This window comes from Streptomyces violaceus, assembly GCF_036014075.1.
Lineage (GTDB): Bacteria > Actinomycetota > Actinomycetes > Streptomycetales > Streptomycetaceae > Streptomyces > Streptomyces violaceus.
Window position 1 is genome coordinate 7519147 of sequence record NZ_CP107911.1, and the last position, 12596, is coordinate 7531742.

Here is a 12596-nt window from a genome sequence, read left to right on the forward strand (position 1 = left end):
CGGTACTCCTCAGCGACGCCGCACGGCCACGAAGCGCACCGGCGTGCCCGGGACCGCCTGGGCGGCGGCCGGAAGGTCGGCGGCTCGGACCACCGCGATCACCGGGTAGCCCCCGGTGGTGGGATGGTCGGCCAGGAACACCACCGGTCTGCCGTCGGGCGGGACCTGGACCGCGCCCAGCACCATGCCCTCACTGGGGAGTTCACCGTGCCGGGCCCGCTCCAGGGCGGGGCCCTCCGTGCGCAGCCCGATCCGGTTGCCGGCGGCGGACACCCGGTAGGCGCGTGAGACGAAGGCGCGTACGGCCTCCGGCGTGAACCAGTCGTCGCGTGGGCCGAGTGCCACCCTCAGGACCAGCTCGGCCGGTGGCGCCGGCTGCGGGGCGACGTCCACGCGCGCGTGCACACCGGTCGGCCGGCCCAGCGGCAGCACCGTGCCGTCCGTGAGCGGGGCCGGGCCGAGCCCCGACAGCAGGTCCGTCGAACGGCTGCCGAGCACGGGCTCGACGGCGATGCCCCCGGAGAGACCCACGTACGCGCGAACGCCAGACACGGCCGGACCGACGTCCAGCAGCGCCCCTGCGGGCACGCTCACCGGCGCACCCCAGGGGACGGGCCGGCCGCCCACCGTGACCCGGCAGTGCGCGCCCGCCACCGCGATCGTGACCGTCGAACGGGGGCGCACGGCACAACCGTTGACCGTCGTCTCCAGCACGGCCGCCCCGGGCGGATTGCCGACCAGCCGGTTGACGAGGTCCGCGGCGGGCCCGTCCAGGGCACCGGATCGGGGGACGCCGAGGTGGGCATGCCCGGGGCGCCCGAGGTCCTGCACGGTGGTCAGGGCCCCGGCCCGTACGACGGCGAGGGCGCGATCCGTCATGACCCCGCCTCCGGGACGAACCGCACGCGCGTGCCCGGCGACAGCAGCGCTGCCGGTACCCGCGCGTGGTCCCACAGAACGGTGTCCGTCGTGCCGATCAGCTGCCAGCCGCCCGGCGACGAGCGCGGGTACACACCCGTGTACGGGCCCGCCAGCGCCACCGACCCGGCGGGGACGGCCGTGCGCGGGGTGGGCCGGCGCGGGACGTCGTAGCGCGACGGCAGCCCGGTGAGGTAGCCGAAGCCGGGGGCGAAGCCGCAGAAGGCGACCCGGAACTCCGTCTCCGCGTGGATGCGGGCGACCTCCCGCTCCCGCACGCCCCAGAGCGCTGCGACATCGGCCAGATCCGGGCCGTCGTACCGCAGGGGGATCTCGACCACCTCACGCGCGCGCGGGGGAGCGGGCGGCAGTTCGGCGGCGGTCAGTTCGGCGGCCAGCCGGGCGGGGGCGTCGAGTCCGTCGAGGAGGACCGTGCGGGCCGCGGGGACGATCTCGCGGGCCGACAGCGAGCCCTCCGCGCGGCGTCGCAGCAGCTCCGCGTGCAGGGCCTGGGCCTCGTCGCCCGAGGCGACCTCGACGAGCAGCGCGTCCTCGCCGACGGGCCGGACCTTCATGCGAAGGCCTCCACCCGGATCCCCGACGTCTCCAGCCGTTCCCGCACCCGGTGCGCCAGTTCAACCGCGCCGGGCGTGTCGCCGTGCAGGCACAGGGAACGCGCGCGTACCTCGATCCGTGTCCCCGAGTGGGAGGAGATTTCGCCGGAGCGGGCCAGGGTCAACGACCGCTCCACGACGGCCTTTGGGTCGGTGACCACGGCGCCGTCCAGCGTGCGCGGCACCAGCGTGCCCGAGTCGGTGTACGCCCGGTCCGCGAACGCCTCCGTCACGACCGGCAGTCCGGCCTCGCCCGCCAGGTCGAGCAGACGCGAGCCGGGCAGGCCCAGCACGGGCAGCGCGGCATCCGCGAGGAGTACCCCGTCGACGACCGCGGCGGCCTGCTCCTCGTCGTGCACGACCCGGTTGTAGAGCGCGCCGTGCGGTTTGACGTAGGCCACGCGGGAGCCCGCGGCGCGGGCGAAGACCTCCAGGGCGCCGATCTGGTAGGCCACTTCGGCCGCCAGCTCGGCGGACGGCACGTCCATCGCGCGCCGCCCGAACCCGGCCAGGTCCCGGTAGGACACCTGGGCGCCGATCCGTACCCCGCGCTCGGCCGCCAGCTCGCACACCCGGCGCATGGTGGCCGCGTCCCCGGCGTGGAAGCCGCACGCCACATTGGCGCTGGTGACCACGGACAGCAGCCGTTCGTCGTCGGTGAGCCGCCAGCGGCCGAAGCCCTCGCCGAGGTCGGCGTTCAGGTCGATCGAGGTCACGTGTCGCATCTCCTGTCAGGCCACGCGGTACTGCTCGTCGCGGGCGTCGGTGAGGAACATCTGCCCCGGGGCGTGCGTGAGGGCGAACGGCGGACGCGAGGCCATAACGGCCGCCTGCGGGGTCACTCCGCAGGCCCAGAACACCGGGATGTCGTCCGGTTCGTTGTCCACCGGGTCGCCGAAGTCGGGACGGCCGAGGTCCTCGATGCCGAGCCCCGACGGATCGCCGCAGTGCACGGGGCTGCCGTGCACCGCCGGCAGGAGACTGCTCTCGCGGATCGCCGCGGCCAGGTGCGGGGGCGGCACCGGCCGCATGGACACCACCAGCGGTCCGTGCAGCCGCCCCGCCGGACGGCACTGCCGACTCGTCACGTACATCGGGACGTTGCGGCCCTGCTCGACGTGGCGGATCGGGACGCCCGCCTCGCTCAGCGCCCACTCGAAGGTGAAGCTGCATCCGATCAGGAACGACACCAGGTCGTCCCGCCAGTAGGCGCGCACATCCGTCGGCTCGTCCACCAGTTCGCCGTCCCGCCACACCCGGTAGCGCGGCAGGTCGGTGCGCAGGTCCGCGCCGTCGGCGAGCACGGTGGTCCAGGATCCGGCGTCCGTGACGTCGAGGACCGGGCAGGGCTTGGGGTTGCGCTGGCAGAACAGCAGCATGTCGTAGGCCCAGTCGGCGGGCACCGAGATCAGGTTGACCTGGGTGTGGCCCGCCGCGACCCCGGCCGTGGGGCCCGTCAGGCCCTCCCGGAAGCGGGCGCGGGCCGTTTCCGGGCTCCACGCGTGCGCGTGCTCGTCGACGAGGACGACGGGGCGGTCCTCGGTACGGGTGCGTGTGCGTGCGTCGGTGTCGGTGTCGGTGCGGTTCACGTGAGCTCCTTCCCGCGCGTCTCCGGCAGCCCGAGCAGCGCGAGCGCCGCCAGACCGTAGCCGATCGCCCCGAAGACCAGCGCACCGCCGACGCCCCAGCTGTCGGCCAGGAAACCGACCATCGTGGGGAACACGGCGCCCACGGCGCGCCCGGTGTTGTACGTGAAGCCCTGCCCCGTGCCGCGTACCGCCGTGGGGTACAGCTCGCTCAGGTAGGAGCCGAATCCGCTGAAGATCGCCGACATGCAGAACCCGAGCGGGAAACCGAGCACCAGGAGCAGGGTGTTGGCGCCGCTCGGAATGTTCGCGTACGCCAGGATGCAGATCGCCGACAGCAGGGCGAAGAGCCAGATGTTGCGCTTCCGGCCCAGCTTGTCGGTGAGGTAGCCGCCGGTGAGGTAACCGATGAAGGCGCCCGATATCAGGAACGTCAGATAGCCGCCGGTGCCGACGACCGACAGCTCGCGCTCGGACTTCAGATACGTCGGGACCCAGGTGGCCAGCGTGTAGTAGCCGCCCTGGACACCGGTCGAGAGCAGCCCCGCGAAGATCGTCGTACGCAGCAGTCCGGGCTTGAAGATCGCTGTGAAGGAACCCTTGTCCGCGCTCCGCTCACGAGCGGCGGCGGCCTCGGGAGCGTCGTGCACACTGCGCCGCAGCCAGATGACGAGCAGCGCGGGCAGCGCCCCGGTCCAGAACATGATGCGCCAGGCCAGGTCGTCGCCGGCCACCGAGAAGACCAGCGTGTAGGCGATCACGGCGAGGCCCCAGCCCACGGCCCAGGAGCTCTGGATCGCGCCGAGCGTGCGGCCCCGGTGCTTGGCGCTCGCGTACTCGGCGACGAGGATCGCGCCGACCGCCCACTCGCCGCCGAAACCGAGGCCCTGGAGGGCGCGGAAGACCAGCAGAGTCTCGTAGTTGGGCGCGAAGCCGCAGGCGACGGTGAAGACCGCGTACGTGATCACCGTGATCATCAGCGCCTTCACCCGGCCGATGCGGTCCGCGAGGACGCCCGCGAGGGCGCCGCCGATCGCGGAGACCACCAGCGTGACCGTCGTGAAGAGACCGGTCTGGCCGCTGTTCAGGCCGAAGTAGGCGGACAGCGCGACCATGCTCAGCGGCAACGTGAAGTAGTCGTACGAGTCGAGGGCATAGCCGCCGAAGGCGCCGGCGAACGCGCGGCGGCCACGCGGGCCGAGAGCGCGCAGCCAGCCGAGCGCCCCGTCGTCGGCGGTGCGTCCGGCCGCGTCGGGGCGTGTGTCGTCGGTCAGGGCCTGCGGTGGAGGGGTCGTGCTCATGGGCACCTCGCAGAGGGAGGACGGGGGGTGCTTCGGAGTGAGCCGTGCCGTGCGGAAGCGGTCGGCGCCGTGTGGGGAGGCGACGCCGTGCGTAGCACCGTAGGGGATTGTTCAACGATCCCTCAATACCCATGTTGGTTCTTCTTGTGATGTGCGATTGAATTCCCGCATGGCAGAGCAGCTGAAGGACCTCGCCGACGATCGGGCTCTCCTGGGGCGCACCAGCACCGCCGAACGGGTCTCGGACATCCTCAGGAGCCGGATCGCCGAGGGCTACTTCCCGCCCGGGACGCGCCTGTCGGAGGACAGCATCGGCGGCGCGCTCGGCGTCTCCCGCAACACGCTGCGCGAGGCGTTCCGCCTGCTCACGCACGAACGCCTGCTCGTCCACGAGCTGAACCGGGGGGTCTTCGTCCGGGTCCTGACCGTGGAGGACGTCGAGGACATCTACCGCACCCGCCGGCTCGTCGAGTGTGCCGTCGTCCGTGGCCTCGGCGAGCCGCCGTACGGCCTTGACGGGCTCGCCGGTGCCGTCGCGGAGGGGCGGCGGGCGGCTCGGGAAGGTGACTGGAAGGGAGTGGGTACGGCCAACATCCACTTCCACCGGGAACTGGTCGCCCTCGCCGTGAGTGAGCGCACCGCCGAGTTGATGCGCAGCGTTTTCGCCGAACTGCGTCTCGCCTTCCATGTGGTGGACGAGCCGCAGCGGCTGCACGAGCCGTACATCGCACGAAATATCGCGATTCTCGAGGCTCTTCAGGCCGGGGAGCGCGGCAAGGCCGAGCGTCTGCTCGCCGGCTATCTGGACGACTCGCTGGAGCGGGTCGTGGAGGTGTACCGGCGGCGGGTCGGCGAGGACGGCTGACGGGGCCGCCGAGGGGGCGTACCCGCGTCGTTTGGGTGGTTGTCAGACCCAGGACCTAGTCTGTGCACCGTGACTTCGCCTGCATCGACGGACAGCGTTCCGCCCCAGTTCAGCGCGGGGCCGCGCCCCGCGCCGGGGCCGGCCGCCGACGAGGGCCTGGCGCGGCGTCTGCGCGCGCTCGCCTGCACCGCGCCGCTCCACGACCTGGACGCGCGCAAGGCCAACCTCGCGGGTGAGTACTCGGTGTACGGCATGGCGGAGGTCGCGCTCGCGGCCATCGACCTCGTCACCCTGAACATGGACTTCGACACGGGTGCGGACCACGACCAGATCGTCGCCCGCCTCATCCCGCGCATCGCCGCGCAGGCGTCGCAGCGGCCCGCCGCCGAGCACGAGCGGGTGGCCCGCTGGGTCCTGGAGAACCTGATCAACGTCGGCAGCGTCGACCGCGGCTTCCGCGCCGTGTACGGCACCTTCGGCGCGGACGGCACGTATGTGCGCCGTGACTACGACTTCAAGCTGATCGAGGAGGTCCCGGGCCCCGGCGGCACGGTCTATCTCCGTACGACGGACGAGGCGGTCAACGTCCTCGTCGGCGCCCTCGACACCGATGTCACCAGCGCGCAGATCGCCGCCGAGGTCAAGCTGGAGGTGCTGATCAGCCGCGGCCGGCTCGCCGACGCCCAGCTCGCGGCCGAACAGGCCCGTTACCGCACCGTGCAGTACTCGGAGACCCTGCGCAGGGCCCTCGACGCGACCCGGCGCAATGTGCGCGCGGTGGACTGGCTGAGCACCGTGCCCGACATGATCGCCGAGGCCCTGGAGCACGTCGCCGACCGCTATCGCCACGAGAACGCGATCCTGACCAACATCCGCAAGGCCCGTGACGAGTCCGAGGACCCCGAGCACAAGCGCCGGGCCGCCGAGCTCGTCGACATCGTCAAGGACTGCATCCGCCGGCACACGCAGTTGCAGTCCCGGCTGCTCGAGGCCGGACCGCTGTTCCGTGCCGAGCAGGACCGGCAGGCCTTCGCCACCCCGATGACCACGTCGGGGATCGACCTCTACGGCCATCTCGTCGCCCCCGTCCTGCCGCTGTCGCTCGAGCGGGCCGTCCGCGTCACGGACGCCTTCTTCGCCCGTGGCACCGGGCTGCGCACGCCGGTGTCCGTCCGGGTCGGGGACCTCGTCGACATACTGCTGACGCCGCCGGTGGAGCGGGAGCATCTGGGCGCGGAGATGCCCGAGCCGGATGTCATCGCCACGCCCGACGACAGCCGGTTCAGCGAGGAGCAGATGGCCGCCGCGCAGGAGCTGCTCGACCTCCCGGCCGACGCCCCGCGCCGGCTGTCCGGGCTGCTCGCCGAGGCCCGCCGCCAGGATCCCGAACTGCCGTACCTGGTGGCCCTGCTGGCGGTGCACGCGGCCAGTCCGCCGGTCGGTACGGCTTATCGGCAGGGCGAGCAGAGGCTGCTCTTCGCCGTGGACGACGGAGCCGAGCTCGATGATCCGGAGTTCGGCGGGGCGGACCTGATCGTCGGGACGGCGTTGCTGGACGCGGCGGGGATGGCGGCGGATCGGACCGAAGCGGCATGAGTGTGTACCGGCGGTATGAGTGAGTACCAGCGGCATGAGCGAGTACCAGAGGAACAAGGAGCCCCGACCGTGAGCGAGCACGTCGAGTGGAGTGAGCCGGAGGGACCGGCGCCGACGGCCACCGCCGCCGTCACCCCCGCCGACGCCGCCGACGCGGCGCGGCTCGTCTCCTTCGGGCTGCAGCCCAAGCTGCAGCCCGCCCGCGACCAGGAGTACGCGGACCTGCTGCGGCGGTACCGCGAGGACCCGCCGTTCGCCCGGCTCGCCGACGCCGTGGCCACGGGTTTGGGGCTCATCGTGCTGGAGGTGTCCCCGCGCGCGGGCATGGCCGTGACCGCTGCCGAGGACTCGGTGTTCGCCGTGCGCATGGGCGACTACGCGCGTCGTACGTCCGCCGACGGCGGCGACCGGTTCCTGCACGGGCTCGCCCATCTCGCCGTCGCCGCCTTGGCGTTCCCGCGTCCCGAGGACCTCGCCGACGACGGCTACATCGGCCGGGTCACGGTCAACGGCGTCGACGCCTTCGTGCGCCAGGCCTGTCGCCGCCTGGAGGAGCGCGCCGCCGAGCAGGGCGAGAACACCGACCCGGCCACCGACACGCCCGGCCTGGAGGCCGCCTGGCGGATCTGGGTGCGGCGCAGCGCGACCGGTGCCACCAAGGACGCGCGCCGGCTCGCCGGTTCGACCACCGGCATCGTCGCCAAGGCCGTCGCCTTCCTCACCGAATCCGGCTTCCTCCAGCGCACCGGCGACGACAACGGCGGCACGTACCGCACCACCGCCCGCTACCAGCTCCAGGTGCGCGACATGGCCGGCAGTGCCGCGATGGCCGAGTTGCTGGAGCTGGGCGTCGTCCCGGTCACCGACGGCACACCGACGCTGCTGCCCGCCGAGGAGAGCGACGACCTGGAGCTGGTGGCCGACGCGGGTCTGCCCTTCCACTCGTCCTGAGCCTGCGCCGCCCTGCCGAACTTCCCCGACCTGCCGAAGACTTACGAGAGTCCGCCATGTACGAGCTGTCCCGGGTCCGCCTCTACTCCATCGGGCCCGCCGGTGCGCGCTACGCCGACACCGTGCTTGACCTGCGCGGTGTGGGTGAGGCCGTGCCCGACCCCGCGCCCACGCAGGCGGAGTTCTTCGAGGAGGAGCCCGTCGGCCCGCCGCGCCGGCCGGCACCCGCGGGCGTGCTCTTCCTGGAGAACGGCGGCGGCAAGTCGGTGCTGCTCAAGCTGATCTTCTCGGTGATGCTGCCGGGCCACCGGAACACGCTCGGCGGTGCCAGCTCCGGCGTGCTGCGCAAGTTCCTGCTCGCCGACGACTGCGGACACGTCGCGCTGGAATGGCAGCACGTGCTGACCGGCGAGTGCGTCGTCGTGGGCAAGGTCAGCGAGTGGCGCGGGCGGCAGGTCTCCAACGACCCGCGGAAGTTCGCCGAGGCCTGGTACTCCTTCCGCCCCGGGCCCGGACTGAGCCTCGACAACCTCCCCGTGGCCGAGTCCACCGCCGTACGGGCCCCGGTCGAGGGCCAGTCGGGCGCGCGCGGGCGGCGGCGCACCATGAAGGGCTTCCGCGACGCCCTCACGGAGGCGGGCAAGACCTACCCGCACCTGGAGGTGCACTGGGAGGAGATCCACGACCGCTGGATCGAGCACCTGGGCGATCTCGGCCTGGACCCGGAACTCTTCCGCTACCAGCGGGAGATGAACGCCGACGAAGGCGAGGCCGCCGGCCTCTTCGCGGTCAAGAAGGACTCCGACTTCACCGACCTGCTGCTGCGTGCCGTCACCGACACCCGCGACACCGACGGACTCGCCGACCTGGTCGGCGGCTTCGGCAACAAGCTCGGCCGGCGCGCCGAGCTGATCGCCGAACGTGACTTCACCGCCGGCTCGGTCGACCTGCTCGGGCGGATCGTGGAGGCCGCCGAGGCCCGCACCCGCGCGCGGGACATCCACGCCGGAGCCGAGCGGCGTACGCGGAACCTCGCCCGCAGGCTGTCCGCGCGTGGTGTTCAGGAGCGGACCCGGGCCGCCGATCTGGCGCAGCGGGTCACCGCCGCCGCGTACGCGGTCACACACGCCGAGGCGGCCCGCGAGCGCAGCGCGCTGATCTCCGCCGAACTCGCCTACCGGCACGCCTCGCTGGCCCTCGCCGCGGCCGAGAAGTCCGCCGCCGCGCAGAAGCGCGAGCTCGCCGACGCCCGCACGCTGTACTCCGCGTGGCAGGCCGCCGAGGCCGTACTGCGCCACCGCGCCGCCGCCGACCGCGTCGCCCGGGTGTCCGCCGCGATCCAGGAGGCGGAGCGCGACGCCGCCCCCGCGCTGGCCGCCCGCTCCAAGGCCGCCGTCGATCTCGTACGTGCTCTGCACGCGGCCGCGGGGAACGCCGAGAGCCTCGCCAACGAGGAGGAGGAGCGCTCCGCCGGCCTCCAGGAGGTCAGCGACTCGGCCTACCGCGACTCCACCGCCGCCGCCACGCAGGCACAGCGCGCCCGCAGCGAGGTCGGGCACCTCAAGCAGCGCCTCGCCGAGGTCGAGCAGGAGACCGCCGAGGCGGTGCGGGCCGGCTGGCTCGACGACAGCGCGCCCGACGCCGACCCGGCCCGTGCGGCCCTGGCCGCCAGCGACGCCGAGAAGACGGCGGTCGCCGCCTGGGACGCGGCCCGCGAGGCATCCCACCGGGCCACGGAGCACGCGCGCGAGGCAGCCGCCACCGAGACCCGCGCGGAACTCACCGCGGCCCGCGCGGCGGACGCGGCCACGGCGGCGGAGCGGTCGTACGAGGCCGAGCGCCGCACCGCCGAGGCGCTGGCGGGGGAGGAGCGGCTCGCGGAGCTGCTCGGCCTCACCTCCGAGACCCGGCCGGGCATCCCGCAGCCCCGACACGGCTCGGACAGCGAGCCGGCCGTCCCGCCCGTGTCCGGCGAACAGGGGCTCAGCCCCGAGGAGCTCGACCGCTTCGCCGACGACCTGCGCGACCTGCTCGACGACGCCGTCGGCTCCGCCGAACGGCAGCTGTTCGACCTGCGTACGGCCGCTGCCGACGACTCCCGGATCCTCGGCGCGCTCGGTGACGGCGGGCTGCTGCCGCCCGGCCCGGACGTGCTGGCCACGGTCGAGTACCTCGGCGAGCACGGCATCCCCGCGCTGCCCGGCTGGCGCTATCTCGCCCAGGCCGTCGACCCCGCCGACCACGCGCGCGTGCTGGCCGCCCGGCCCGAACTCGTCGACGGCGTGATCATCACCGACCCCGACTCCCACGCACGCGCCCGGGAGGCGCTGGGCGACGCGGCGCTGCTGCCTCGCTCCGCCGTGGCCGTGGGCACGGCAGCCGCCCTGCTCGCCCCGACCCCCGCCCCGGACGCCGACAGCGGCGACGTGTTCCTCGTCCCGCCGAACCCGGCCATGCACGACGAGCACGCCGCCGACGAGGAGCGGCAGGCGCTGCGCACCCGGGCGACCGAGCGTGACGAGGAGATCCGCGCGCTCGCCGCCCGCCTCGGCAAGGACCGCGAGCTGGCCGCCCGGCTCGCCTCCTGGCGCACCGGCTGCCCCTCCGGCCGGCTGGCAGAACTGGCCAGTGCGGCACAGGACACCCGTGCGTTCGCCGAGGAGGCGGAGGCCGAGCTGGCCGAGGCACGCACCGTGCGGGCCGAGGCCGACGAGACCGCCGCCGAGGCCGCCCGGGTCCGGGACGAGCGGCAGGAGGCCGCCCAGAAGGCCCGCCGCTCCGCCGACGCCCTCGCCGGGCTCGCCTTCCGGCTGCGCGAGCGGGCCGGCTGGCAGGTCAAGCTGCGGGAACTGGCCGACGAGGCGACCGAGGCCGAGGCGGGCGCCCAGACCTGTCTGGAGCGCGCCCGCGCCGCCGACGAGGACCGGCGTGCCGCCCAGCGCGCCGCCGACGACGCCCGCCGCACCGCCCGCGCCCTGCGCGCCGAGCGCTCCGAGATCGCGGGCGCCCCCGACGACGTACCCGAGGACGAAACCCAGACCCCGAAGGCCTCCCTGCCCGCCCTGCGCGAGGCCTACCGGGCCGCGTCCCAGGTGTACGAGAAGGTCGGCGTGGGCGCCGACCTGCGGGCCGAGCAGGCCCGCGCCGAGAGCGACGAGAGCGCGGCGCGCGCGGACCTGGACCGGCTGAGCAACAAGGTCCGTACGCGCGCTGAGCAGCTCCTCGAATCCCCCGACGGCTCCGACGGCCCCAGCCGCCAGGCCGCCGCGGCCCGGGCAGAGGAGCTGGTGCAGCTCCTGGAGACCCGTATGTCGAACGCGAGCGAGCAGCTCGGGCGGCTGCGGGGCGAGGCCGAACGGCACGCGCCCGAGGACGGCGAGGCCCACACCGAACTCCCCGAGGACACGCAGCCCCGCGACGCCGAGCACGCACAGACCCTGCTGCGCACCGCCACTGCCGAACTCGCCTCCCACACCGAGGCACTGAACCAGGCACGGGACGCGCACACCGAACTCCTCGACGCCCACCGTGCGGCCGAGGACGCGGCGGGCGGCTTCGACGAGATCGCCGCCATGCTCCGCGACCTGCTGCGCGAGCACGCCACGGACGAGGAACACGAAGAGCCCGAGCCCTACCCCGGCAGCCCGGAGGAGGCCCGGCAGTCGGCCGCCGAGGCCCGCCGCTCCCTGCGCGGCTGCGCCGCCGACCTGTCCGCCGCCGAGGCCGCCGTCCGCGAGGCCAGCGACATCCTCGTCCGGCACGCCAACTCCACGCGCTACGAGCAGGTCCGCACCCCGGCACGGCAGCAGATCCGCGAACTGCCCGCCTCCGCGCTGCCCGAGCACGCCCAGAAGTGGGCGGACGCCTTCGCGCCCCGGCTCCGGGTCCTGACGGACGAACTGGAGCAGCTGGAGCGCAACCGCGACTCGATCGTGGACCGCCTGCGTGGCCTGGTCGAGTCGGCCCTGGCCACCCTGCGCTCCGCCCAGCGGCTCTCCCGCCTCCCGGAAGGCCTCGGCGAGTGGTCGGGACAGGAGTTCCTCCGCATCCGCTTCGAGGAGCCCGACCAGGCCACACTGACCGAGCGGCTGGGCGAGGTCATCGACGAGGCGACCCGAGCGGCCGTCAAGAAGAACTCCGACCTGCGGCGCGACGGCATGTCCCTGCTGCTGCGGGGCGTCGCCGCGGCCCTGCAGCCCAAGGGCGTAGCCGTCGAGATCCTCAAGCCCGACGCGGTGCTGCGCGCCGAGCGCGTCCCCGTCGGGCAGATGGGCGACGTGTTCTCGGGCGGTCAGCTCCTCACCGCGGCCATCGCCCTGTACTGCACGATGGCCGCGCTGCGGAGCAACGACCGGGGCCGCGACAAGCACCGGCACGCCGGCACCCTGTTCCTCGACAACCCCATCGGCCGCGCCAACGCCACGTACCTGCTGGAACTCCAGCGGGCGGTGTCGGACGCGCTGGGCGTCCAACTCCTTTACACCACGGGGTTGTTCGACACCACCGCGCTGGCCGAGTTCCCCCTCGTCATCCGCATGCGCAACGACGCCGACCTGCGGGCCGGCCTGAAGTACATCAGCGTCGAGGAACACCTCCGCCCGGGCCTTCCGCAGCAGACCCGGGCGGGGGAGGAGGTCCACAGCGAGATCACTGCCACCAGGATGTACAAACGCCCGGCGTCCACGGCGCCTTAGGGGCGCGGGGAACCGTGCGACCAGTCACGACGGTCGCGCAGTCGCCCACGGTCAGGCGACTCCCCGCAGGA

General features: G+C 73.7%; 9 protein-coding genes. 4 read left to right on the plus strand and 5 right to left on the minus strand.

Annotation, left to right across the window (positions count from 1 at the left end; genetic code table 11):
• Positions 1 to 9 precede the first annotated feature (9 nt).
• Genes OG542_RS33910 through OG542_RS33930 form a run of 5 tightly spaced genes read right to left on the minus strand, consistent with a single transcriptional unit; the run spans position 10 to position 4419 of the window.
• The gene (locus OG542_RS33910) at positions 10 to 879 is read right to left on the minus strand and encodes a 5-oxoprolinase subunit C family protein (protein ID WP_328415821.1); all 870 of its coding nucleotides are present in this window, start codon (positions 877 to 879) and stop codon (positions 10 to 12) included.
• Positions 876 to 1493, minus strand: a complete 618-nt coding sequence (locus OG542_RS33915) for a 5-oxoprolinase subunit B family protein (protein WP_311124638.1) — start codon at positions 1491 to 1493, stop codon at positions 876 to 878. Before OG542_RS33915 ends, OG542_RS33910 begins: the two co-directional genes overlap by 4 nt.
• Positions 1490 to 2248, minus strand: coding sequence for a LamB/YcsF family protein (locus OG542_RS33920; protein ID WP_328415824.1), 759 nt, complete (start codon positions 2246 to 2248; stop codon positions 1490 to 1492). Before OG542_RS33920 ends, OG542_RS33915 begins: the two co-directional genes overlap by 4 nt.
• Positions 2249 to 2263: 15 nt before the next feature.
• On the minus strand, positions 2264 to 3121 hold the full coding sequence (locus OG542_RS33925; RefSeq protein WP_328415826.1) for a putative hydro-lyase: 858 nt from the start codon (positions 3119 to 3121) through the stop codon (positions 2264 to 2266).
• Positions 3118 to 4419, minus strand: a complete 1302-nt coding sequence (locus tag OG542_RS33930; protein WP_328415828.1) for an MFS transporter — start codon at positions 4417 to 4419, stop codon at positions 3118 to 3120. Before OG542_RS33930 ends, OG542_RS33925 begins: the two co-directional genes overlap by 4 nt.
• Before the next feature lie 169 nt (positions 4420 to 4588).
• On the opposite strand from OG542_RS33930, the gene OG542_RS33935 reads away from it, so the two are divergent.
• The 4 genes from OG542_RS33935 to OG542_RS33950 all read left to right on the plus strand — a co-directional run bounded on the left by OG542_RS33935 (position 4589) and on the right by OG542_RS33950 (position 12525).
• Complete coding sequence (locus tag OG542_RS33935; protein WP_193480139.1) at positions 4589 to 5284, plus strand: GntR family transcriptional regulator; 696 nt, start codon at positions 4589 to 4591, stop codon at positions 5282 to 5284.
• A gap of 69 nt (positions 5285 to 5353) precedes the next feature.
• The gene (locus OG542_RS33940; protein ID WP_328415830.1) at positions 5354 to 6880 is read left to right on the plus strand and encodes a hypothetical protein; all 1527 of its coding nucleotides are present in this window, start codon (positions 5354 to 5356) and stop codon (positions 6878 to 6880) included.
• Positions 6881 to 6949: 69 nt separating this feature from the next.
• Complete coding sequence (locus tag OG542_RS33945) at positions 6950 to 7831, plus strand: hypothetical protein (RefSeq protein WP_328415831.1); 882 nt, start codon at positions 6950 to 6952, stop codon at positions 7829 to 7831.
• A gap of 56 nt (positions 7832 to 7887) precedes the next feature.
• Positions 7888 to 12525, plus strand: a complete 4638-nt coding sequence (locus OG542_RS33950; RefSeq protein ID WP_328415833.1) for a hypothetical protein — start codon at positions 7888 to 7890, stop codon at positions 12523 to 12525.
• The last annotated feature ends 71 nt before the right edge of the window (positions 12526 to 12596 follow it).

Excerpts from the sequence above, each read along its gene's own strand:
- OG542_RS33935 (WP_193480139.1), top strand. The coding sequence starts at position 4,589 with ATGGCAGAGCAGCTGAAGGACCTCGCCGACGATCGGGCTCTCCTGGGG.
- OG542_RS33915 (WP_311124638.1), bottom strand. The coding sequence starts at position 1,493 with ATGAAGGTCCGGCCCGTCGGCGAGGACGCGCTGCTCGTCGAGGTCGCC.
- OG542_RS33930 (WP_328415828.1), bottom strand. The coding sequence starts at position 4,419 with ATGAGCACGACCCCTCCACCGCAGGCCCTGACCGACGACACACGCCCC.
- OG542_RS33910 (WP_328415821.1), bottom strand. The coding sequence starts at position 879 with ATGACGGATCGCGCCCTCGCCGTCGTACGGGCCGGGGCCCTGACCACC.
- OG542_RS33950 (WP_328415833.1), top strand. The coding sequence starts at position 7,888 with ATGTACGAGCTGTCCCGGGTCCGCCTCTACTCCATCGGGCCCGCCGGT.